The sequence below is a fragment of the Aquitalea palustris genome (assembly GCF_003693445.1).
Lineage (GTDB): Bacteria > Pseudomonadota > Gammaproteobacteria > Burkholderiales > Chromobacteriaceae > Aquitalea > Aquitalea palustris.
In genome coordinates this window covers 18,410-41,057 of sequence record NZ_RFAR01000069.1, presented here as the reverse complement: position 1 = coordinate 41,057, position 22,648 = coordinate 18,410, and the positions used below count along the sequence as shown (strand labels likewise).

The 22,648-nt window shown below is 62.6% G+C and carries 26 protein-coding genes; 10 read left to right on the top strand and 16 right to left on the bottom strand.

Features of this window, described 5'->3' with window-relative positions:
- Positions 1–250: 250 nt before the first annotated feature.
- From EAY64_RS15870 to cyaY, 7 genes are all read right to left on the bottom strand, one after another.
- Entirely contained in the window at positions 251–985 is a 735-nt protein-coding gene (locus EAY64_RS15870; RefSeq protein WP_103525711.1) for an amino acid ABC transporter ATP-binding protein, read from the bottom strand.
- A gap of 5 nt (positions 986–990) precedes the next feature.
- Positions 991–1,662: an amino acid ABC transporter permease gene (locus EAY64_RS15865; protein ID WP_103525710.1), complete on the bottom strand. Its 672-nt coding sequence runs from the start codon at positions 1,660–1,662 to the stop codon at positions 991–993.
- A complete protein-coding gene (locus tag EAY64_RS15860) occupies positions 1,662–2,405 on the bottom strand; it encodes an amino acid ABC transporter permease (protein ID WP_103525738.1) in 744 nt (247 codons plus the stop codon). The genes EAY64_RS15865 and EAY64_RS15860 overlap by 1 nt, the downstream gene beginning before the upstream one ends.
- Positions 2,406–2,644: 239 nt before the next feature.
- On the bottom strand, positions 2,645–3,544 hold the full coding sequence (locus EAY64_RS15855; RefSeq protein WP_103525709.1) for a glutamate/aspartate ABC transporter substrate-binding protein: 900 nt from the start codon (positions 3,542–3,544) through the stop codon (positions 2,645–2,647).
- 330 nt (positions 3,545–3,874) lie between these two features.
- Positions 3,875–4,648: a 16S rRNA (adenine(1518)-N(6)/adenine(1519)-N(6))-dimethyltransferase RsmA gene (gene rsmA, locus EAY64_RS15850; protein ID WP_103525708.1), complete on the bottom strand. Its 774-nt coding sequence runs from the start codon at positions 4,646–4,648 to the stop codon at positions 3,875–3,877.
- 72 nt (positions 4,649–4,720) lie between these two features.
- Positions 4,721–5,137 (bottom strand): YqaA family protein, encoded by a 417-nt coding sequence (locus EAY64_RS15845; protein ID WP_103525707.1) that lies wholly within the window; start codon positions 5,135–5,137, stop codon positions 4,721–4,723.
- Entirely contained in the window at positions 5,137–5,457 is a 321-nt protein-coding gene (gene cyaY, locus EAY64_RS15840; protein ID WP_103525706.1) for an iron donor protein CyaY, read from the bottom strand. Before cyaY ends, EAY64_RS15845 begins: the two co-directional genes overlap by 1 nt.
- Positions 5,458–5,519: 62 nt before the next feature.
- Between cyaY and lptM the strand changes: the two genes are divergently transcribed.
- The 7 genes from lptM to EAY64_RS15810 all read left to right on the top strand — a co-directional run bounded on the left by lptM (position 5,520) and on the right by EAY64_RS15810 (position 9,517).
- Positions 5,520–5,663, top strand: coding sequence for an LPS translocon maturation chaperone LptM (gene lptM / locus EAY64_RS20655; RefSeq protein WP_199105198.1), 144 nt, complete (start codon positions 5,520–5,522; stop codon positions 5,661–5,663).
- 178 nt (positions 5,664–5,841) lie between these two features.
- The gene (locus tag EAY64_RS15835; RefSeq protein WP_103525705.1) at positions 5,842–6,942 is read left to right on the top strand and encodes a pyridoxal phosphate-dependent aminotransferase; all 1,101 of its coding nucleotides are present in this window, start codon (positions 5,842–5,844) and stop codon (positions 6,940–6,942) included.
- 286 nt (positions 6,943–7,228) lie between these two features.
- The gene (locus tag EAY64_RS15830) at positions 7,229–7,582 is read left to right on the top strand and encodes a VOC family protein (protein ID WP_103525704.1); all 354 of its coding nucleotides are present in this window, start codon (positions 7,229–7,231) and stop codon (positions 7,580–7,582) included.
- Positions 7,583–7,676: 94 nt separating this feature from the next.
- Positions 7,677–7,943 carry a Pathogenicity locus gene (locus EAY64_RS15825; protein WP_103525703.1) on the top strand — a complete coding sequence of 89 codons (267 nt, stop codon included), beginning with the start codon at positions 7,677–7,679 and terminating at the stop codon, positions 7,941–7,943.
- Positions 7,940–8,332 (top strand): VOC family protein, encoded by a 393-nt coding sequence (locus EAY64_RS15820; RefSeq protein WP_103525702.1) that lies wholly within the window; start codon positions 7,940–7,942, stop codon positions 8,330–8,332. The genes EAY64_RS15825 and EAY64_RS15820 overlap by 4 nt, the downstream gene beginning before the upstream one ends.
- Positions 8,333–8,347: 15 nt before the next feature.
- Positions 8,348–9,061, top strand: a complete 714-nt coding sequence (locus tag EAY64_RS15815; protein WP_103525701.1) for a helix-turn-helix transcriptional regulator — start codon at positions 8,348–8,350, stop codon at positions 9,059–9,061.
- 87 nt (positions 9,062–9,148) lie between these two features.
- Complete coding sequence (locus EAY64_RS15810; RefSeq protein WP_103525700.1) at positions 9,149–9,517, top strand: CZB domain-containing protein; 369 nt, start codon at positions 9,149–9,151, stop codon at positions 9,515–9,517.
- Here EAY64_RS15810 and EAY64_RS15805 read toward each other — a convergent pair.
- The 5 genes from EAY64_RS15805 to EAY64_RS15785 all read right to left on the bottom strand — a co-directional run bounded on the left by EAY64_RS15805 (position 9,514) and on the right by EAY64_RS15785 (position 15,165).
- Positions 9,514–12,261, bottom strand: coding sequence for a DEAD/DEAH box helicase (locus tag EAY64_RS15805; RefSeq protein ID WP_103525699.1), 2,748 nt, complete (start codon positions 12,259–12,261; stop codon positions 9,514–9,516). The two genes, EAY64_RS15810 and EAY64_RS15805, sit on opposite strands and share 4 nt — an antisense overlap.
- Positions 12,262–12,419: 158 nt before the next feature.
- Positions 12,420–13,697, bottom strand: coding sequence for a glutamate-1-semialdehyde 2,1-aminomutase (gene hemL, locus EAY64_RS15800; protein ID WP_103525698.1), 1,278 nt, complete (start codon positions 13,695–13,697; stop codon positions 12,420–12,422).
- Positions 13,698–13,843: 146 nt separating this feature from the next.
- Positions 13,844–14,314, bottom strand: coding sequence for a CYTH domain-containing protein (locus EAY64_RS15795; RefSeq protein WP_103525697.1), 471 nt, complete (start codon positions 14,312–14,314; stop codon positions 13,844–13,846).
- Positions 14,315–14,402: 88 nt separating this feature from the next.
- Entirely contained in the window at positions 14,403–14,831 is a 429-nt protein-coding gene (locus EAY64_RS15790) for a CopD family protein (RefSeq protein WP_103525696.1), read from the bottom strand.
- 169 nt (positions 14,832–15,000) lie between these two features.
- Positions 15,001–15,165: a rubredoxin gene (locus EAY64_RS15785; RefSeq protein WP_045845915.1), complete on the bottom strand. Its 165-nt coding sequence runs from the start codon at positions 15,163–15,165 to the stop codon at positions 15,001–15,003.
- A gap of 73 nt (positions 15,166–15,238) precedes the next feature.
- Between EAY64_RS15785 and thiD the strand changes: the two genes are divergently transcribed.
- From thiD to EAY64_RS15770, 3 genes are all read left to right on the top strand, one after another.
- The gene (gene thiD / locus EAY64_RS15780) at positions 15,239–16,078 is read left to right on the top strand and encodes a bifunctional hydroxymethylpyrimidine kinase/phosphomethylpyrimidine kinase (RefSeq protein ID WP_103525737.1); all 840 of its coding nucleotides are present in this window, start codon (positions 15,239–15,241) and stop codon (positions 16,076–16,078) included.
- On the top strand, positions 16,065–16,679 hold the full coding sequence (thiE, locus tag EAY64_RS15775; RefSeq protein ID WP_103525695.1) for a thiamine phosphate synthase: 615 nt from the start codon (positions 16,065–16,067) through the stop codon (positions 16,677–16,679). The genes thiD and thiE overlap by 14 nt, the downstream gene beginning before the upstream one ends.
- A 63-nt stretch (positions 16,680–16,742) precedes the next feature.
- On the top strand, positions 16,743–17,192 hold the full coding sequence (locus EAY64_RS15770; protein WP_103525694.1) for a GNAT family N-acetyltransferase: 450 nt from the start codon (positions 16,743–16,745) through the stop codon (positions 17,190–17,192).
- Positions 17,193–17,264: 72 nt separating this feature from the next.
- On the opposite strand, the gene EAY64_RS15765 is transcribed toward EAY64_RS15770, so the two are convergent.
- Genes EAY64_RS15765 through EAY64_RS15750 form a run of 4 tightly spaced genes read right to left on the bottom strand, consistent with a single transcriptional unit; the run spans position 17,265 to position 22,648 of the window.
- Positions 17,265–18,677: an efflux transporter outer membrane subunit gene (locus EAY64_RS15765; RefSeq protein ID WP_103525693.1), complete on the bottom strand. Its 1,413-nt coding sequence runs from the start codon at positions 18,675–18,677 to the stop codon at positions 17,265–17,267.
- The gene (locus EAY64_RS15760) at positions 18,677–19,774 is read right to left on the bottom strand and encodes an ABC transporter permease (RefSeq protein WP_103525692.1); all 1,098 of its coding nucleotides are present in this window, start codon (positions 19,772–19,774) and stop codon (positions 18,677–18,679) included. Before EAY64_RS15760 ends, EAY64_RS15765 begins: the two co-directional genes overlap by 1 nt.
- Position 19,775: 1 nt before the next feature.
- On the bottom strand, positions 19,776–20,900 hold the full coding sequence (locus EAY64_RS15755; protein WP_103525691.1) for an ABC transporter permease: 1,125 nt from the start codon (positions 20,898–20,900) through the stop codon (positions 19,776–19,778).
- A complete protein-coding gene (locus EAY64_RS15750) occupies positions 20,897–22,648 on the bottom strand; it encodes an ATP-binding cassette domain-containing protein (protein ID WP_199105213.1) in 1,752 nt (583 codons plus the stop codon). The genes EAY64_RS15755 and EAY64_RS15750 overlap by 4 nt, the downstream gene beginning before the upstream one ends.

The window sequence follows — 22,648 nt, the reverse complement described above, 5'->3', positions numbered from 1 at the left end:
AAGTATTATCAACTAATAACAATAACAATGTCATGACTGGCACGCTATTAAGAAGCACTGATAAAACCTCACAGAGCACCCGGGACAAGCTGCGTCGACGCCGCCAGTACCAGCAGTGCCTGGCAGCAGCCAGGCCTTGCTTGGCGGGCCTTGGCCTGCTCGGGAAAAATCCGCTTCGACCACGATAAGCCGCCGGCAAGCCCGGCATAAAAAAACCCGGCTTGGCCGGGTTTCTGGTGTGGCGTGCTGCTCAGTGTTGCAGAATCTTCGACAGGAATTGCCGTGCACGCTCGGAGCGGGCATTGATGTCGCCAAAAAAGGCATCCTTGTCGCAATCCTCGACGATGGCACCCTTGTCCATGAAGATGACGCGGTGTGCCACACGACGGGCAAAGCCCATTTCGTGGGTGACGCACATCATGGTCATGCCTTCCTGGGCCAGCTCGGTCATCACGTCCAGCACTTCGTTGATCATCTCCGGATCCAGCGCACTGGTCGGTTCGTCAAACAGCATGGCAATCGGGTCCATCGCCAGCGCACGGGCGATGGCCACGCGCTGTTGCTGGCCACCGGACAGCTGGCCGGGGAATTTGTGCGCATGGGCTTTCAGGCCAACGCGATCCAGCAGCTTCAGGCCCTTTTCCCGCGCTTCGTCCTGGCTGCGGCCCAGCACCTTGACCTGGGCGATGGCCAGGTTTTCGGTAATGGACAGATGCGGGAACAGCTCGAAATGCTGGAACACCATGCCAACCCGGCTGCGCAGCTTGGGCAGATCGGTTTTCGGGTCGCCCACCGCAATGCCGTCGACAATGATTTCACCCTTCTGGAAGGGTTCCAGCGCATTGACGCACTTGATCAGGGTGGACTTGCCGGAACCGGACGGCCCGCACACCACCACCACCTCGCCTTTTTTGACGCCGGTAGTGCAGTCGGTCAGTACCTGAAAGTCGCCATACCACTTGCTTACATTGTTGATGCTAATCATCGCGCTCATACAGCAAACCTTTTTTGCAGACGCTTCACCCATTGCGACGCGCCGAAACTGATCACGAAGTAAACCGCACCGGCAAACAGCAGGAATTCATGCGGCAAACCAACGACATCGCCCTTGGAGCGGGCGGTATTGAGAAAATCCATCAAGCCCACCGCATACACCAGCGAAGTGTCCTGGAACAGGATGATACTTTGCTGCAGCAAGAGCGGCATCATTTTGCGGAAAGCCTGCGGCAGGATCACCAGCCGCATGGCCTGGCCATAACTCATGCCCAGCGCATAAGCGGCATTGATCTGCCCACGAGAAATGGACTGGATGCCGGCACGGACGATTTCGGAAAAATACGCAGCCTCGAACATGACGAAGGCCACCAGGCAGGAGGTAAAGGCCCCTACCGGGGTCAGGTCGCCAGTGATCCAGCTCAGCACCATGGGCACCACCAGGTAGAACCAGGAGATCACCAGCAGCAGCGGTATCGAGCGGAAATAATTGACATACCACTTGGCCAGCCGCGACAGCAGGACATTGTCAGACAGGCGCGCCAGCGCCAGCAGGGTGCCCAGTACCACGCCGCCCAGCACTGCCATCACCAGCAGTTTGAGCGTCAGCAGCATGCCATCGGCCAGGCCGGGCAGGGCGGGGATGATCTGACTGAAATCGAGGGCCATTATTTGCTACCTCCCATCATGCCGGGGATACGCACCCGCTTTTCCACCCAGGCCATGAAGCCCATCAGGCTCATGTTGAGGACAAAGTAGATCAGCGTTGCCAGGGTGAAGGCTTCGAAAATATTGGCGGAAAACTCGGCGGTTTGCTTGGTTTGCGCCAATAACTCCATCAGGCCAATCAGCGAGGCCACCGAGGAGTTCTTGAAAATATTCAGAAACTCGCTGGTCAGCGGCGGAATGATGATGCGGAAAGCCTGCGGCAGCAGCACGAAGCGGTAGGTCTGCGCCGTGGAAAAGCCCATGGCCAGCGCCGCGTTGTTCTGGCCGCGTGGCAGCGCCTGAATGCCGGTCCGTACCTGTTCGCACACGCGGGCGGCGGTAAACAGGCCCAGGCACACCACTACCGACAGGTAGGCCGACGTAGCCGGGCTGATACCCTGCTTGAACCACATTTCCAGTGGTGTGGGCAGCAGGTCGGGTACCAGGAAGTACCAGATGAACAACTGCACCAGCAGCGGCACATTGCGGAACAACTCGACATAGGTGGTGGCGATGGTGGGCAGCAGCTTGCCCGGCAGGGTGCGCATCACGCCCAGTACCGAGCCGAGTGCAAGAGCGATGATCCAGCCGGCCAGTGCCACGGCGATGGTCCAGCCCAGACCGGAAACAAACCAGTTCAGGTAGATTTCACTGCCGACACCGGTGGACTTGAAGAAGATGCCCCAGTCCCAGTGGTAATTCATGTTTTTCTCCAGATGCAAGCAGACGCAGGCGCCTGCTGCCGACAGCAGCATGCCTTCCGCCAATGGGCAGACATGAAGGTCGGATGAAGTCCCTGCCTGCAATGAGCATGAGCAGGCAGCCAGGGCAGACGCAGCGCCGCCTCCCGTGCTGCCGTTATAGCCGGTTGCACGAGGGGAAAACAGGCAGCAATTGAGCCGGCATCGGCCGGCTCAGCATCTGCACTACAGGAAGGAATCGCTTATTCGGCGGCCTTGTCGGTCGGCTTGGCGATCAGTTCCTTCACCACGTCGGACATCGGGAAGTTCAGGTTCAGGCCCTTGGGCGGAACCGGGCTGGTAAACCACTTGGCGTAGATCTTGTTCACTTCGCCGGACTTGTAAGTGGCCTTGATGGCATCGTCCACCACCTTCTTGAAGGCAGCGTCGTCCTTGCGCAGCATGCAGCCGTAGATTTCGAAGGACTGCGGCTTGCCGGTCACCACCCAGTTGGCCGGGCTCTTGGCCTTGGCCATTTCGCCGTACAGCAGGGCATCGTCCATCATGAAGGCCACGGCGCGGCCGGATTCCAGCATCAGGAAGGATTCGCCATGATCCTTGGCGGAGATGATGTTCATGCCCATCTGCTTGTCAGCATTCATGGCCTTGAGCAGACGCTCGGAAGTGGTACCGGCAGTGGTGACAACGTTCTTGCCTTTCAGATCGGCGAAGTCTTTCACGCCGGAGGTCTTGCCAGTCAGCAGGCGGGTACCGATTTCGAAGATGCCCACCGAGAAGGCCACTTGCTTCTGACGCTCGACGTTATTGGTGGTGGAGCCACATTCCAGATCGACAGTACCGTTCTGTACCAGCGGGATACGGGTCTGCGAGGTCACCAGATTGTACTTGACCTGCAGGTTCGGCATTTTCAGCTCTTTCTTCACTGCATCGACAACCTTGTTGGCCAGATCGACCGAGTAACCAATGGGCTTCTGGTTATTGTCGTAGTAGGAGAAAGGAATGGAGGCATCGCGGTTGCCCAGAACGATGACGCCGGAATCCTTGATTTTCTTCAGGGTGCCGGTCAGTTCGGCGGCAAACGCCGGGGTGCTGGCCAGAGCGGCCAGGGTTGCTGCAGAGATAAGACGGGTGCAAAGCTTCATATAAGTTTCTCCTGAGGTCCTTGATCGATCACTGCCCTTGGCCCGAAGACCGCGGACACTGCTGTTATAGGCTGGATTATCCAGCAGCAGGGACAGGCCACATCAGGCCGGCTTTCGCGGTAAACCCCCGTTTACCTGCCAGCCGGACGCTGCCGGTCTTCTGCTTACAGTCACCGCCTCTTTATGTGGGCGGCTCTCCCTGTATTACTGCACACCCCGACCAGGCCGGGGTGAAAAGTTTGCGATTCTGCGGCCACTGGCGACAGTATGCAAGCGGCTCGGCAATGCGGCTGCCTACTCAGGCGCACGCGGTCAATTTGTTGCGACCGCTCAGGCGGACAGGTGGTTCGCCATGCGGACAAAATCCTCCACCGCCAGGTTTTCCGGCCGCAGGCCCGGGTCTATGCCCAGCGCTTCAAAATCGGCCAGTTCCAGCACGCCTTTCAGATTATTGCGCAGGGTCTTGCGGCGCTGCGAGAAGGCCTTGGTCACCAGTTCTTCCAGGGCTTTTTCGTCCTTGGCCACGCCGCAGCGGCCCGGCGCCGGAATCATGCGCACCACGGCAGAGTCCACCTTCGGTGGCGGCCAGAAGGCATCTGGCGGCACATTCAGCACCAGCTCCATTTCAAAGCGGTACTGCAACATCACCGTCAGGCGGCCGAAATCGGTGGTGGACGGCTCGGCCAGCATGCGGTCCACCACTTCTTTTTGCAGCATGAAGTGCATGTCGGTCACGCGCTGGCCAAAGCTGGCCAGGTGGAACAGCAGCGGGGTGGAGATGTTGTAGGGCAGGTTGCCGACAATCTTGAACGCACCATCGCTAATCGAGCCGAAGTCGAACTTGAGCGCATCGCCTTCGTGGATGGTCAGGCGCTCCGGCGGAAATTCCTTTTTCAGCCGGGCGATGATGTCGCGGTCGATTTCCGCCACATGCAGATGCGGCAGGCGATCCAGCAACGGCTTGGTGATGGCGCCCAGACCGGGGCCGATTTCAATGACCACATCGTCTGGCTGCGGATTGACCGCATGCACGATGTTTTCAATCACGCTGGCATCTTGCAGAAAATTCTGGCCAAAGCGTTTGCGGGGAATATGTTGGCTCATGGAAGCTCGAGATAAGAATTGCCTGAATTGTAAACCCTCAGCGGCGGCACATGCCAATCCGCTGTTACATGATCAGGCATGCAGCGCTGCCAGCACGCCCCAGGCCAGTACCAGATAGCGCGCAGCCTTGCCCACGGTCAGCCACAGCAGGCTGGGCAACCAGGGCAGGCGCAGCCAGCCGGCGGCCAGCGGCAGGGCATCGCCGATCAGTGGCACCCAGCTGAGCAAGAGCACGGCCGGGCCATAGCGCTCAAACCAGCGCTGGATGCGTGGTGACACTTCCTTTTTGGGTGCCACCCGTCCCAGCCACAGGCTGGTGGCGCTGCCGGCACTGTTGGCCACGGTGGCCAGCAGCAGGGCCGGCCATAGCCAGTCCGGCCATTTGTAAAGAAAGGCCGCCAGTACCACCTCGGAATTGCCAGGCAGGATAGTGGATGAAGTAAAAGCCGACACCACCAGCCCGCCCAGCGCCAGCCACACCGCCTGCATCAGATATCCAGCTCCAGGTCCGGCTCACCACACGCCTGGGCGATGGCGGTTTTCAGCGTGCTGAAAAATTCCGCACCGTCACGGGCGGCCAGCCACTGGCCATCCTTGAAGGCAAAGTGATAACCGCCGCTCTTGGCCGCGATCCACAGTTCCTGATTGGCCGCATGACGGTTGACCACGATCTTGCCGCCATCGTCGAATTCGATTTCCAGCACATTGCCATTGCTGACAAAGTCGGCATCCACACCGGCATCGTCGATGGCATCTTCGATCCGGCTGAAAATGCGGTCGGTCACATCCAGAAATTCGCTCTCGTTCATGTCGTCTCTTCCTTGAATCGCGTGTGCTAGACTCGGGATTTTGCCACACCGGACTGCTTTTTATGCTGCGAACCATGCTGACCTGCCTTGCCCTGAGCCTTGTCGTGACTGCCTGTGGCTATAAAGGCAACCTGTATCTTCCCAAGCCGGACCAAACCCGCAGCCATGCCTCGGCACCGGCGGCAGAGGCCAAACCAGCGCCCTGAGCGGCCGCTTTACCGGTTTTTACCCCTGGCACAGCAGCGCCGGCCCAGGCCAGCGCTACACTGCCGTGCCGCCGGTCTTGGCTGCCTTATCCTGCTGAATGCTATCGTTAGCTGATCTGCTGATTTGTCGCCGCCCCGTCGCCATCTAGAATGTTCTGCTGCAAGGACGAAAGCCGCCATGACCCGTTTTGCCCGCCATCTCGAACACCACACCATCGTCAATCCCTTTCCCGGCATCGTGAAGCTGGAAACGGCGCTGGGGCACCGCATCAAGACCCGCATCGGCTCCAACGAGAGCCTGCCGGATCCGGTATCGCCACTGGCCGGCGAGCTGGGCAAGGCGCTGGCGGAAATGGCCAGGCTGTATCCCGATCCCTATGCCCATGCGCTGCGCGAGCGGGCAGCCAAGCTCAACGGCGTCAGCCAAACGGAAATCCTGTTCGATACCGGGGCCGACAGCCTGATCCTGCTGGCACTGCGACTGACCTGTAATCCGGGCGATGCCGTGGTCACCACCGCTGGCACTTATCCCTCCTTCCGCTACTTTGCCGAAGGCGTGGGTGCCCGCGTGCTGGAGGTGCCCTATTGCCAGCGTGGCCAGCACATGCAGCCGGATCTGGCACGGCTGGCGGAAGTGGCCCGCGCCGAGCATGCCTCGGTGCTGTATCTGGCCAATCCGGACAATCCCACCGGCCATTACTGGCAGGCCGAAGACATCCGCACCCTGCGCGCCGCACTGCCGCCGCATACCCTGCTGCTGCTGGACGAGGCCTATGTCGATTTCTGCACCGATGCCGCCGATGCGCCACCGGCCGGCATCCTGCCGCACACCCTGCGCCTGCGCACCCTGTCCAAGGCCTATGCGCTGGCCGGGCTGCGCGTGGGCTATGCCATCGCCAGCGCCGACATCATTGCCAAGGCCGACCAGATCCGCCCGCAATACGCGCTGTCCAGCATTGCCCAGGCGGCAGCGCAAATCGTGCTGGACGACCCGGACTACTCGCGCAAGCTGGTGGCGCAAACCATCACCCTGCGCCATCACCTGAGCCATGCGCTGTACGACCAGGGCCTGACACCGCTGCCCTCGCACACCAATTTCGTCTGCGTGGCCTATCCGGATGCACTGCAGGCCGAGGCCATCCAGCGCCATCTCCTGCAATGCGGCATCGCCATTCACCGTCCGCAACACCCGGCGGTGCGCCACATGCTGCGCATCACCGCCCACCCGCAGGCCACCAGCGCCCGCGTGCTGGCCGCGCTGGCCGGCCAGCTGGACTGAGCGCGGCTGACAAAACCCATGTTGCAGCCTTGCGCCGCCTTGCCCTAACCCTTAGTTCTGTTTATATCAGCGCTGCTTGCCCCGGAGACGCTGCGCTCTTGTCAGCTGCGCCAAGCAGCGGGTCCGACAGGCTCCGGGTAGCAGCATCAGCCACCGCTTAGCAAACGCGGTGGTTTTTTTACGCCTACCGCCCACGATGCCACCGGCTACTGACACTATGCTGTCAGCAGGGGGCGTGCATGCTGTGAACACGGCAAGCCCGCCGTAGCCCTTCCCGGAGCCATCCATGTCGCTGATTCACTGGTTTGAAATCCCCGCCGCCAATTTTGACCGTGCCGTTGCCTTTTACCAGCAGGTCTTGCAGCTGCAACTGAAGCAGGAAGACTTCATGACCGACCGTATTGCCGTGTTTCCCGACAGCTCCGGCTGCATCATGGCCAGCCCGCGACTGCCGGCTGGTGGCCAGGGTTGTCGCATCTATCTGGATGGCGGGCCGGATCTGGCCGCGACGCTGGAACGGGTTAAGGCCGCTGGCGGCAAGGTATTGCTGCCCATCACCACGCTGGAAGACGGCAATGGCGATATCGCGCTGATAGAAGACAGCGAGGGCAATAGCATCGGCCTGCATCTGCAAGCCTGAAGCGGGCAAGTCCGCTAGCGGATATCATGTCCCTTCCCGCCTGGCTGGCAGTCGCCACACGCCACGAGCCAGCCAGCACAACCGGAGCAGATCCATGCCGTTTTCCGCACAGGAACGCCAGCAACTGCTGGCACTCAAAGGGGTTGGCCCCACGGTGATCTCCCGCTTGGAGCAGATCGGCTTCAGCAGCCTGAGCCAGCTGGCCGGCCAGGAAGCCGCCGACATCACCTGGCAAGTGGCACAAGCACTGGGCTCCAGCTGCTGGCATAACAGCCCGCAGGCACGGCAGGCCATCGCCGGCGTCATCGCACTGGCGCGGGAACAGCAGCCCCGCGCCACTTCAGAAAAGGAAGCAGGATGAAATTTGCCTATACCATTGTCTATGTGGCGGATGTCGCCAGCTCGCTGGCCTTTTTTGAAGAGGCATTCGGCTTCTCGCGACGCTTGCTCACCCCAGAGGGCGACTATGGCGAGCTGGACAGCGGCGACACCACGCTGTCCTTTGCCAGCAAGGCGCTGGCTCTGAGCAATCATCCCGAGGGCTTTCGCTTTGCCGATGATGGTGCACTGCCACTAGGCGTAGAGATTGCCCTGGCTACCGACGATGTCGCCGCCGCACATCAGGCGGCACTGGCTGCCGGTGCTCGCGAACTGGCCGCACCGCAGCTCAAACCCTGGGGGCAGACCGTGTCTTTCCTGCGCTGCCCGGACGGCATGCTGCTGGAGCTGTGCAGCCCGCTGCCGCACTAAAACCGGACCCACCCCATGCGCCGTGCCGACCGCCTGCTGCAAATCCTCCACCTGCTGCGTGGCCGCCGCCGCACCACGGCAGCCCAGCTGGCCGCCTGGCTGGAAGTATCGGTACGCACCGTCTACCGCGACATGGCCGATTTGCTGGCCAGTGGCTCTCCGGTCAATGGCGAGGCTGGCGAGGGCTACTGGCTGGAACAGGGTTTTAACCCACCGCCATTGAGTTTCTCCGCTGAAGAACTGGCCGCGCTGGAAGTGGGTGCACGCATGCTGGCCGGCTGGACCGACCCCGCCACCGCCAGCGCAGCCGCCAGTGCGCTGGCCAAGATTCACGCGGTGCTGGGCTCGGCCGGGCTGACGCCGGCACCACTGTTTGTGCCGCAGCATCATGACTATCCCTGCGAACGGCTGGCCTCCTTGCGCGAGGCGATACTGGCCGGCCAGGCACTGGACATCGACTATCAGGATGAACTAGGCCACCCCAGCCAGCGCTGCGTATTGCCGCTGGGCCTGTTTTTCTGGGGCAATCGCTGGACGCTGGCGGCCTGGTGTCAGCTGCGTCAGGACTATCGTCATTTCCGCATCGACCGCCTGCTGAAATGGCAGCCGGTCACCGCCAGCTGGCCGCCACACATTTCGCTGGATGGCTTTTTGCAGGCCGCGCAGGCCGGTGCGGCCAATCGCCAGCAGCTGGCCCAGACCACCCATCAGTCATGGCACCGCAGCTAGCGGCTTGCCGGATGACAATTCCCATCACGCCAGCATAGTGACTGGCTATAGTAAGAACTCGGGAGAAGTGTCGTCGGGGAAATAGGCATGAATCTAGAAGATGCCCTGCTGCTCCATTTCGAATTGAAGCTGGAACTACGCACGGCCATGCTGGAGGGCAGACAGCTGGATGCCGCGCAAATTGGCGACTGCTGTGGCTGCGAGCTGGGCCGCTGGCTGCACGGCGAGGGCATGCTCAATTGCGGCCACAATAGCGTGTTTGTACAGCTGGTGGATAACCACCGCGCATTCCACCTGGAAGCCGCGCGCGTGGCCGAGCTGATCAACCAGGGCCAGTTCGATGCCGCACGCGAGGCCTTGGCGGTGGGGCCATCGCGCTACAGCCAGCTGTCCTCCGCCGTGGGCAGCGGCATTGCCGAGCTGCGCAAGCGGCTGTTTCAGCAATTCAGCGGCTAGCCGCCTTGCAACAAGGCCAGTAAAGCCGCCCCATCCAGCTGGGCAGCCAGGTCGCCACCTTGCAGCAGGCTGTCGGCCAGTGCGCGTTTTTCCGCATGCAGGGCAACGATTTTTTCTTCGATGGTGTTTTCCGCCACCAGCCGGTACACGGTGACCGGCCGCTGCTGACCCATGCGGTAGGCGCGGTCGCTGGCCTGGTCTTCCACCGCCGGGTTCCACCATGGGTCGAGGTGAATCACGTAGTCGGCCGCGGTCAGGTTAAGCCCGGTACCGCCGGCTTTCAGACTGATCAGGAAGACCTCGCCCTCGCCAGCCTGGAAGGCGTCCATGCGCGCCTTGCGCTGCTTGCCCGGCGTGGCGCCATCCAGATACTGGTAGGCAATGCCTTGTTCATCCAGCCATTGCCGCGCCAAGGCCAGATGATCGACAAACTGGCTGAACACCAGCGCCTTGTGGCCGTTGTCCAGCAGCTCGGTCATCAGCAGGCAGAAGAAAACAAACTTGCTGGCCGGCAGGGCAGTGTCTGGCTGCAACAGGGCCGGGTGACAACAGAAACGACGCAGCCGGGTCAGCTCGGCCAGTACCTGCATGGTCTTCTTGTCCTGGCTGTCTACCTCGGCCAGCTTTTGCAGCGCTTGCTGGCGCATGGCTTCGTACACGTGCAACTCCTGCTCGGACAGCGGAATGCGGCGGGTGATGTCGGTGCGCGGTGGCAGCTCGGTCAGCACCTCGGCCTTGGTACGGCGTAACAGATAGGGCTGGATCAGCGCCTTGAGCGTGGTACGGGCCTCTTCATCACCCTCGGCGATAGGCTGGGCAAAACGCTGCTGGAAGCGCTCCTCATTGCCCAGCAAACCCGGCGTGACAAAGCGGAACAAACTCCACAATTCACCCAGATGGTTTTCCACCGGCGTGCCACTGGCGGCCAGGCGAAAATCTGCCCGCAGGCTTTGTGCCGCCTGTGCGCGTTTGGTAGCGGCATTCTTGATGGCCTGCGCCTCGTCCAGCACCACACTGGCCCAGTGCACCTCGGCAAAATCATCGGCCTGCAATTGCAGCAGGCCGTAACTGGCAATCACCAGGTCCTGCGGCCCGACTGTGGATAAGTCGCGCTGCTGTTGATAAGGACGCAAGCGCAGGCTGGGAGCGAAGCGGGCGGCCTCGGCCAGCCAGTTGAGCGCCACCGAGGTGGGCGCCACCACCAGCTGTGGCCCCAGATGCGCACGGTCCAGCAGCACGGCCAGCGTTTGCACTGTCTTGCCCAGGCCCATGTCGTCGGCGAGGCAGGCGCCGGCTCCGATATGCGCCAGCCGCGACAACCAGGCAAAACCTTGCAGCTGATAAGGCCGCAAGCTGGCCTGCAGGGTGGCCGGCACCTCAGGTTGAAACACGCGCAGGCTGTCCCGCTGCGCCAGCAATTGCTGCCAGCCGGCATCACCCTCCATGCGACCGATGTCGCCTGCCAGTTCTGCCAGCGCCGGTGCCGCCAGCAGGCTCAAGCGCAGCCCGTCGTGCAGGGCGTGGTCGGCCAGCATGGCTAGCTGCTGCAGCCGGGCGAGCAGGCTATCGGACAAGGCCAGCCAGTCCTGCTCGGACAGGCGCAGATACTGACCGGGCTGATGGGCCAAGGCTTCCAGCAACTGGCGCAGCTGCAGCACACGGTCTTCGTCCACCTGCACCTCGCCGGTCACTTCCAGCCAGCCGTTCTTGCGCTTGGTTTTCAACCGCAGCTGCGGCAGGCCGGCCTGGGCCTGGATGCGCATGCGCTGTCCCTGCGGCCAGACGCACTCAAGCCGCTGCGGGGCGATGGCGTGTAGTTGCTGCAACTGCTGTACGACTTGCAAGGCCTGCTGCTGATCGGCCAGCAGCCATTGCACTACCCCATCAGGGTCGGCCCGGGCTGCCGCCAGTGCCGGACAATCCTGCAACAAAGCCGCCAGCGCCTGTTTTTCCTCGCTCAACTGGCGCTGAAAGCAGATGGGCAGGCCTTGCTCCAGCGCCACTTGCTGCCATGGCCCGCGCCCCGGCGGATACCAGGCGGCCTGCTCGGCCACCCGGCAGCGCAGTTGCAGGCGCAAGCCTTCCGGCAGCGGTACCAGCACGGCAAACAGCCGTGGGTCGGCCGCCATGGCAGGCAGGTCCGCACCATCGTCAGCATCCACCAGCTCGACCGGCAGCCACGGCACCATGTCGCCTATCGCCTCCAGCAGTTTTTTGCGCGCGGCCAGTGGCACGGTCAGGCTGTGACCGAGCAAGGCCGCCAGCTGGCGAATCTCCGGCCCCGGCCAGTACACCAGCAGGCTGTTTGGGCCGCTGCGCTGCCACAGGCAATGCTGGCAGGCGGCAATGCCGGGCGGGCTCAGTTGCAGCACCATCTGCTGTTGCTGGCGCTGCAGCAACAGGCTGATCTGGCCCGCTTCCAGCGTGACGGGCTGTTCCGGCTGATCCTCCCAGAACAGCGCTGGATGACCCAGCAGCAAGGGCAGGGCGGCTTCGCCTTCCAGCTCGGCCAGGCTGCTGCCATCGCTCAACTGATGGGTGCGCTCAAGCTGGCCGATCACCAGCCGGTCCTGCGCGCTCAGCCAGTCCCACTGCGCGGCCTGATCGAGCAAACGCCCCAGCGGCAGCACGCGGCCACGGCTCCAGCCAGCACCTTCAGGCTGCTGGATGCAGGGAGTGAGGCGGATACCGGCTTCATTGGCCAGAATACGCCAGGCCAGGCGCTGGGAGGTGGTGGTTTGCATTGGTGGGAACAGGAAAATTCAGCGGGCTATTGTGCCTGAGCCTGACTGTTTGCGGCAGTTGGCAGGCGCTACGGGCAAACAAAAACCGCCCACCAAGGGTGGACGGTTTGTTTTGCGGGCTGCCAGACAGATGCAGTCCTTGAGCGTGAGCCGTGGACTCAGATGCGCGCCAGCGCACGGCGGGCGGCGGCAATGGTCTGTTCGATGATGTCGTCGGTATGAGCGATGGAGACAAAACCGGCTTCGTAAGCCGACGGGGCCAGGTACACGCCTTCGTCCAGCATGGCGTGGAAGAAGCGGTTGAAGCGTTCGCGGTTCGAGGCTGTTACCTGGGCGTAGCTGGTGGGCACGGCATCGCAGAAGTAGATGCCGAACATGCCGCCCACGCTGTCAGTGGCCATCGGCACACCGGCTTCCTTGGCCGCTTCGGCCAGGCCTTGCGCCAGACGAGCGGTGCGACGGCTGAGGGTGGCATGGAAGCCCGGCTCCTGAATCAGCTTGAGCGTGGTCAGGCCAGCTGCCACGGCCACCGGGTTACCGGACAGGGTGCCCGCCTGATACACATTACCCAGCGGCGAGATGCAGCCCATGATGTCGGCACGACCACCGAAAGCAGCCAGCGGCATGCCGCCGCCAATCACCTTGCCCAGGGTGGTGAGGTCCGGCTTGACGCCGTGCAGCGCCTGGGCGCAGCCCAGATCCACGCGGAAACCGGTCATCACTTCGTCGTAGATCAGCACGCTGCCATGTTTTTCGGTCAGCGCGCGCAGGGCGTGCACGAATTCTGCCGACGGCTTGATCAGGTTCATATTGCCGGCAATCGGCTCCAGGATGACGCAGGCAATCTGCTCGCCGATTTCCTGGAAAGTGCGTTCCAGCTGTTCGACGTTGTTGTACTCCAGCACCAGGGTGTGCTTGGTGAAGTCGGCCGGAACACCACCGGAAGAAGGATTACCAAAAGTCAGCAGGCCGGAACCGGCCTTCACCAGCAGGCTGTCGGAGTGGCCGTGGTAGCAGCCTTCAAACTTGACGATGGCGTCGCGGCCGGTAAAGCCACGCGCCAGACGGATGGCGCTCATGGTGGCTTCGGTACCGGAGGACACCAGGCGTACTTGCTCCACCGAGGGCAGCAGCTTGCAGATTTCCTCGGCAATCTCGATTTCCGCTTCGGTAGGTGCGCCAAAGGACAGGCCATCCACCGCGACATCCTGCACCGCCTTGATCACGGTGGGGTGGGCATGGCCAACAATGGCCGGGCCCCAGGAACCGATGTAGTCGATGTACTGCTTGTCGTCGGCATCCCAGAAATGTGCGCCCAGCGCCTTTTTGACAAAGCGCGGCGTGCCACCGACCGAGCCAAAGGCCCGTACCGGAGAATTGACACCACCGGGGATGGTTTTCTTGCCACGTTCAAACAGTTCGAGATTGCGGGACATGCGGTTTCCTTATGACGGGTAGGGCGCAAACCAGCCTGGTTTGCTGCCGGAATCGGGTTTGCCAGTGGTGCAGGGCATGTACCGTGCGGTATCCATTCTGGCGAAAGAGTTATTTTTCCACAGCCGGGCGGGGCAGTGTTGGCATTTCAGCGCTGCGGCCAGCTGTTGTAGGGCTTCTTGGAAAGATAGGCATTGGTATAACGCCCGTCTTCGGTGACTTCCGCCCCCACCCAGTCCGGCTTGGCAAACGGGGTGTCTTCGGCCGGCAGTTCGATTTCGGCCAGCACCAGCCCGGCATTCTCACCGAAGAATTCGTCCACTTCCCAGATGTAGCCGCCAAACTCGATGCGGTGACGCAGCTTGTCCACCACCATCGGACACATGGCATCCATGATGGTCTGGGCATCGGCCAGCGGAATGGTGTATTCGAATTCGTGGCGGCTGATGTCGCTGATATTGCCCTTGAGGGTGAGCCAGGCCTGCTCGCCCACGATGCGCACCCGCACGGTACGTTCCTTTTCCACCGACAGATAGCCCTGGCGGTATTGCACGCCCTCGGCCAGGCCGCGCCAGCTGTCATCGCTGATCACAAAGCGGCGTTCGATTTCCAGTCCCATGCTGTTGTTTCCCGTTCAGGGCGCTCGGCCCTGCATTCATTCATAAGGTCGGCGCGGCGACACACGCCACGCCGACAGCAAAACAGCGTCAAAACGGCTTGACCACCACCAGAATCACCACCGCGCACAAGGCCAGCACCGGGATTTCATTGAAATAGCGATACCAGACATGGCTGTGACGATTGGCGCCGGCGACAAAGTCGCGATACAGCTTGCCGCAGTACAGGTGGTAGGCAATCAGCACCGCCACCAGGGTGAGCTTGGCATGCAGCCAGCCGCCGCCAATGCCGAAGCCCTGCCACAGCGCCATGCCCAGCAGCAGCGCCAGCACCGCCAGCGGCGTCATGAAGCGATACAGTTTGCGCGCCATCAACAGCAGACGGTCGTATTCGGCGCCAGGCGCAGCCATGGCCAGGTTGACGAAGATGCGCGGCAGGTAAAACAGGCCGGCAAACCACGAGGTGACAAAGATGATGTGGAAAGCCTTGAGATAGAGATAAGCCAATTCGGACTCCATGAGGCAGTGCAGCTGCACTGCCGTGTTTCACGTGAAACAGCATACCGGCAGACCGTGGACCCGGTATTTGCGCATAAATGTCTGCCGTGCACCTTTTCTGCCGTGACAATTCATGCCACATTCCTTGCCACGGCCTGCAGGCCATGATGCTGCGCGACTGCCGGCCAGGTCAGATTTCCACCATTTCGAAATCGTCCTTGCGGGCATCACAATCGGGACAGGTCCAGTTGGGCGGTACATCTTCCCAGGGAGTTCCCGGCGCGATGCCGTCTTCCGGTCGCCCGGCTTCCTCGTCGTAGATGAAACCGCAGATCAGACACATCCAGGTGCGCATACGTTTATCCCAAGCTCGGTTAAAATAGTCATTCTAATTGCTGCTGCACGATCTGACCAAAGAGGTTACCGCCTTGTCCACATTGCCCCCCCCGCCCGCCGTACTGACCCTGGCTGGCTCCGATCCCTCCGGCGGCGCCGGCATCCAGGCCGACATCCTCACCCTGGCCAGTCTGGGCTGCCATCCCTTGTCGGTCATTACCGCCATCACCGTGCAGGATACCGTGGGGGTGGATGACTTCATGGTGCTGGATTCCGACCTGGTCAACGACCAGGCGCGCTTCCTGCTGGAAGACATTCCGGTGCTGGTGTTCAAGATCGGCATGCTGGGCAGCGTGGAAAACGTCGCCGTGGTGGCACAGCTGATTGCCGACTATCCGGACGTGCCGGTGGTACTGGACCCGGTGCTGCGCAGCGGCGGCGGCCACGAACTGGCCGATGACGACCTGATTGCCGCCATGCGCGACCTGTTGATTCCGCAAGTGTCCATCATCACCCCCAACAGCATGGAAGCCCGCCGGCTGGCGATGAACGACCCGGACGAAGACGAGGAACTGAGCCTGGACGAAGCAGCCAAGCGGCTGCTGGCGCTGGGCTGCCCGCATGTATTGATTACCGGCACCCACGAAAATACCAAAGAAGTCATAAACAGCCTGTACAGTCCCAACGGCATCGTCCGTGCCGACCGCTGGGAGCGGCTGCCTGGCAGCTATCATGGCTCCGGCTGCACCCTGGCCTCCGCCATTGCCGGCATGCTGGCCACCGGCCTGATGCTGCCGGAGGCGGTACGTGAAGCGCAGGAATATACCTATCAAAGCCTGGTGGCGGGTTTCCGCCCGGGCATGGGCCAAACCATCCCGGACCGGATGTTCTGGGCCCGCGAAGACGAAGGAGCAGAGGGTGACAGTGATTAAGGGCTTGTATGCGGTATCGCCGGAGGCGGATGACAGCGAGCAACTGCTGGCCAAGGTCAGCCGCGTGCTGGACAACGGCGTGGCCATCCTGCAATACCGCAACAAGAGCGCCAATACCGTGCGCCGTCTGCGCCAGGCCAGCCTGCTGGCCAGCCTGTGCAAGAGCCGCCAGGTGCTGTTCCTGATCAACGACGATGTCACCCTGGCCCGTGCCGTGGAAGCCGATGGCGTGCATCTGGGCAAGACTGACGGCTCGGTAGCCGATGCCCGCGCCGTGCTGGGAAAAAACGCCATCATCGGTGTTTCCTGCTATAACGACATCGCCCTGGCCGAACAGGCTGCCCGCGACGGTGCCAGTTATATTGCCTTTGGTGCCGTCTACCCCTCGCGCACCAAACCCAATGCCGTAGCAGCACCGCTATCGCTGTTTGCCGAGGCCAAAAAGCTGGGCCTGCCCAGTGTGGCCATCGGTGGCATCACCCCGGACAATGCCGCCGAGGTAGTCGCTGCCGGCGCCAGTGCCATCGCCGTCATCGGTGGCCTGTTCGATGCACCCGACCCCGCCGCCGCCGCCCGCCAGATGGCGGCACTGTTCGACTAGCATCCCGTAGCCTTCCCCCAACCTTGCAGACTACGCCGGCACGTCCGGCAGCCAGGAGTGAGCATGACAGCCTTTCACTTTGCGCCGGCCTGTGCCGCTGATTTTGACGAACTGCTGGCGCTGCGCCTGCGCGCCTTGCGGGTCAGTCTGGAGGCCTTGGGGCGCTACGACCCGGTGCGGGCACGCCAGCGCTTTACCGAACAGTTCCAGCCGGCATACTGCCGCCACATCGTGGTGGAGGGCCGCCGCGTGGGCTGTGTCTCGCTCAAGCCGGCCGCAGATGGCCTGCTGATCGACCAGTTCTACCTGCAACCGGCCTGGCATGGCCGTGGCCTGGGCAGCCAGGTATTGCAGGCCTTGCTGGCCGAGGCTGACCAGCGGGGCCTGCCGGTACAGGTGGAAGTGCTCAAGGGCAGCCGCGCCAATGGCTTTTACCAACGGCAGGGCTTTGTGCTGCAGTCCGACGGCCCTTACGACAATTACTACCGCCGTGCCGCCTGTGTAGCCGCCTGAGCAGCCTGCCTGGCTGGTGTGGCTGCCTGGCTGCACCAGCCAACCTTCCTTCCCGGCACTACGCCGGGAAATTCATTTCACGTCCCCGCCCAGCGCCTTGAACAAGGCCACCAGGTTTTCCGCCTGCGCCTGCTGCGATGCCAGCCATTGTTCCTTTACCAGCGCCAGTTGCTGGCTTTGTCCCAGCACTTCAGTCTGTGCCGCTTCGCCCACCCGCAGCCGCTGCCGCGCAATGTCCAGCTGGCGGCCGGCCAATTGCAGGCTGCCATGCAAGGCTTGCTGGCGCTGCCCTTCCTGCTGGTAACGCAACAGGGCGGTTTCGGTATCGGCCAGCGCGCCCAGCACTTTTTGCCGATACGCCGCCAGGGCGGCATCGCGGGCTGCTTCACGGCCGCTGACCTGGTTTTTCAGCCGGCCACCATTCAGCAGGGGCAGGCTCAGTTGCGGGCCGACATTCCAGAAACGGCTGGCGGCTGCAGTCAGATTGCCCTCGTGAATGGAATCCCAGCCGCCACTACCCACCAGCACCAGCCGTGGGTATTGCTCGGCCACTGCTACGCCGATATCCGCGGTGGCGGCCGCCAGCTCGCGCTCGGCCTGGCGGATGTCGGCGCGGCGGCGCAGCAAATCTCCCGGCAGGCCGATAGGCGGCTGTGCCAGCGTGGCCGGTATCGGCCGCTCACCGGCCAGCCGCGCTTCCACCACCGCCAGTGGCTGATCCAGCAACACACTCAAGGCGGTCAGCGCCGCACCCTGCGCCGTCTGCAAGGGCGGTAGCGTGGCTTGCAGGCTGGCCACGCTGGCGGCGGCCTGGTTCAGCTCGCTGTCGGACACTTCGCCGCTCTGCCGCAACAAGCGCGTCAGGCGCAGGGTTTCCTCTGCGTCGGCCAGCTGGGTTTGGGCATTGCGCTGGCGTGCTGCCCAGCCGCGATAGTCGATCACATTGCGTGCCACCTCGGCCGCCACTCGCAAGGCAATATCCGCCTGCTGTTGCTGCAGGCTGTCCAGCCTGGCGCTGGCTGCCTCACGGCTGCGTGCAGTATGACCGAACAGGTCGATTTCCCAGCTGGCATCCAGCCCCAGCCGGTAGTCGTTGAAACCGGTTTTGGGATTGGCCAGCGGGATATTGGCAAAGTTTTCGCTATTGCGGCTGAACTGGTCACGGCCGCTGCGCGCGCCGGCACTCAGTTGCGGCCACAAGGCGCTGTCCACCTGGCCCAGGCTGGCGCGGGCCTGGCGCACCCTTGCTTCGGCCTGGGCCAGATCCAGATTGGCCTGCAATGCCTGCTCCACCAGCTGGCTGAGTGCGGCATCGTCAAACACCGTCCACCACTGCTGCTGCACTGTCTGGCTGCTCGCGCTGGCGGGCTGGAAATGGTAGTGCGCAGGCAGGCTGCTGGCTGGTGGCTGGTAATCCGGCCCCACTGCGCAGGCGCCTAGCGCAGCACTGCTCAGGAAAAGGAAAATCCGCTGGCGAGATGACATCAGTGACTCCTGCGCAAGAACATCAGATAGGCTAGTGCCAGCGTGCTGGCGGCAATGGCCAGCAGCGGCCACAGCTGTGGCCAGGCTTCGGCAAAGCCATAGCCCTTCAGGAAAATGCCCTTGACGATGATGATGAAGTGGCTGAGCGGGTCCACCGCGCTGACCAGCCGCAGCGGCAAGGGCATGTTTTCCACCGGAGCCATGTAGCCGGACAGAATCACCGCTGGCGACATGAAGGCAAACGACCCTAAAAACGCCTGTTGCTGATTGCTGCTGAGGGCGGAAATCAGCAGGCCGAAACCCACCAGCGACAGGCCGTAGCACAGCATGGACACAATCAGCAGCCCCACCGTACCGCTGAACGGCACGTGGTACACCCATACTGCGGCTGCGGCAATGATGCAGCCCTGCACCAGCGCCACCAGCATGCCGGGCAGGGCCTTGCCGGCCATGATGTAGCCTGGGGTCAGCGGCGACACCAGCAGTTGCTCGAAGGTACCTTCCTCGCGTTCGCGGGCCAGCGACAGCGCGGTCACCATCAGGCAGCCGATGGTGGTGATGATGGCCACCAGGCTGGGCAGCACGAACCAGCGGTATTCCAGATTGGGGTTGTACAGGTTCTGCACCACCAGCTTGGCCGGCGGCAACTGATGGCTGCGCTCGGCAGCAAACTGCTGGATCACCTGCAGGGCATAGCCATAGGCGATTTGCGCGCTATTGCTGCGCCTGCCGTCGATGATGGCCTGGGCGGCCACGCTCTGGCCAGCTGCCAGCTTGCGCGACAGATCCTGCGGCAGGCTGATGGCCAGCAGCGCCTGCTGACGGTCGATCACCTGCTGCATTTCTTGCTGGCTGTGCAGCATCAGCACTTGTGGAAAGGCCTGGGTGGCCGCCAGCCGCTGTACCAGTTCGATGGAGGCCGCGCCGCCATCCTGGTTGAACACCGCCAGCGTGCTGTTTTTCACTTCCAGCGTGGCGGCAAAGGGAAACAGCAGCAGTTGCAGCAGCACCGGGGCGATCAGCAGGCGGCGGCTTTGCGGGCTGCGCAGCAGGGCCTGCATTTCCTTGCGGATGAGGGTGAACAGGCGTTGCCACATCTCAGTTGCCATCCAGTCGGCGCGGCGTCCGCCAGGCGGTCAGCCCCAGCCAGAAGGCGGCAGACAGCAGCAGAAACAGCAGGTTGATCAGCAGCACCGGCCAGATTTCACCAGCCTGGAATAAGGTCTGCAGGGCGCTGACAAAATAGCGTGCCGGAATCAGGTAAGTCACCGCCTGTACTGCCAGCGGCATGCTGCGGATTTCAAACACGAAACCGGACAGCATGATGGCCGGCAGAAAAGCTGCGGTCAGCGCAAACTGGGCGGCGATGAACTGGTTGCGGGTGGTGGTGGACAGCAACAGGCCCAGCCCCAGCGCACTGCCCAGAAACAGGCTGGTCACCAGGAACAATACCCACAGCGAACCGCGTAGCGGCACGCCCATCACCAGCGTGGCCACCAGCACGCACATGGCCATGGCCGCCATGCCCAGCAGGTAGTAGGGAATGATCTTGGACAGCAGCAGCTCGGCCCGGGTCACCGGAGTGGATAGCAGCGCTTCCATGGTGCCGCGTTCCCACTCCCGCGCTACCACCAGCGAAGTAAGCAGTGCGCCGATGATGGTCATGATCACCGAAATGGAACCCGGCACCAGGTAGTTGCGGCTGACCGTGGTGGGGTTGAACCAGTAGCGCGCCTGCAGCGTCAGCCCGGCGGGCTCTGCCTGGCCTGGCAGGCGCTGGGCCTGCCACAGCTGCCACACGCCCTGCACATAGCTGGCCACAAAATTGGCGGTATTCGGTTCGGCACCATCGGTCAGCAACTGGATGGCGGCCACGCCCTGGCCTTGCCTGACCTTGGCCGAGAAATCGCTGCGCAGGATTACCACCCCACGCACACTGCCCAGCTGCAATTGCTGGCGCATGGCTGTTTCGGAGTTCGACAGGCTGGCGGCGATATAGGGCGAGGCTTGCAGGGTTTGCACGAAACGGCTGGCTTCCACCCCGCCATCCTGCTGCACGATGCCAAGGCGCACGCGGTTGGCATCCAGATTGATGCCATAGCCGTAGATGAACAGCAGCAACACCGGCAGCACAAAGGCAATCAGGATGCTGCTGGGGTCACGCACGATCTGGTAGCTTTCCTTGCGGCACAGCGCGGCAAGGCGGCGCAGGCTGAGGCTCATGTGGCCTCCCGCTGCCGGTCGTCGCGCTCCACCAGCGCGATGAAGGCATCTTCCATGCTGGGGTCGGGCAGTTCAGCACTGGCCACCATGGCCTTGAGTGCATCCGGTGTGCCGGCAGCAATCATGCGCCCACGGTAAACCAGCCCGATGCGATCACAATATTCGGCTTCGTCCATGAAATGGGTGGTCACCATCACCGTTACCCCCTTGTCGACCAGGCCATTGATATGGCTCCAGAATTCACGCCGGCTGACCGGGTCCACCCCGGAGGTGGGCTCGTCCAGAAACAATAGCGGCGGCTGGTGCATCAGCGCGCAGGACAGCGCCAGCCGCTGCTTGAAACCCAGCGGCAATTCGCCGGCATTCATGGCAAGAAAAGGCTGCAGGCCGAATACCCGCACCATGTCGGCCACCGCCGCGCGCTGACTAGCACCGGACAGGCCATAGATGCCGGCAAAAAAACCCAGGTTCTGCGCCACGCTCAGATTGCCGTACAGGGCGAATTTCTGTGCCATATAGCCGATTTGCTGCCGAGCCTGGCTGGCGGATTTTTTCAGGTCCAGCCCCATCACCCGCGCCTCGCCGCTGCTGACCGGCAACAGGCCGCACATCATCTTGAAGGTGGTGGATTTGCCCGCGCCATTGGGGCCGAGCAAGCCGAATATTTCGCCACGGCGAATGCGGAAATCCACATGATCGGTGGCGACAAAATCGCCAAAGCGGCGGGTAAGCTGCTCGGCCACGATAACGGCTTCAGCATCCACACCGTCTGGCAGCCGCGCAGCTGGCATGTGCTCGGTCAGCGGTGAATCGCCACCCGGCCCGCCACCCAGCAGATCGATAAAGGCATCTTCCAGCCGCGGTTTCACCCGTTGCAAGCTGGCATCCGGCCCGGCTTGCAGGCTGGCCAGATCAGGCAATACCCCGGCCTCGCGCAACACCAGCCGCACCGCATGGCCTTGCAAAGCGCCATCAATCACCGCAGGGCTGCGCAGCGCACGCTGCAGCACCTGCCGCCGGTTGCCGACAATGTCCTGCAACAGCAGGCTGCGCCCCTGCATGCTGTCCATCAGCGCTTGCGGACTACCGCTGTATTGCAGCCGGCCTTCGTGCATCAGCAGCACTTCGCCGCACAGTTCGGCCTCGTCCAGATAGGAGGTGCTCCACAGCACCGCCATGCCGCCGTCCGCCAGACTGCTGACCATGCGCCACAACTCGCGCCGCGAAATGGGATCGACACCGACACAGGGTTCGTCCAGCAACAGGATGCGCGGCGAACCGAGCAGAGTGCAGGCCAGCCCCAGTTTCTGTTTCATGCCGCCGGACAGCTTGCCGGCCAGCCGGTCGGTAAAGCGGGCCAGATCAGTAAACGCCAGCAGGCGCTCGAAGCTATCCGCCCTGGCCTGGCCGGTGACACCACGCAGATCGGCATACAGCCTGAGGTTTTCCAGCACGGTGAGATCTTCGTACAGGCCGAATTTCTGCGGCATATAGCCCAGCTGCAGCCGTAGCGTATCGCCGGCACTCACCGGATCCAGCCCCTCTACACAGATGCTGCCGGCGCTGGCCTTGAGCAGGCCGGCCATCAGCCGCATCAGGGTGGTTTTGCCGGCACCATCCGGCCCCACCAGCCCGGTAATCACCCCGCGGCGGATGTCCGCACTCAGCTCGCACAGTGCCGGCCGCCCGGCAAAGGCGTGGCTGACCGCCTGCAGGCGGATGGCGATGGCGTCCGTGCTGGCGGTCAT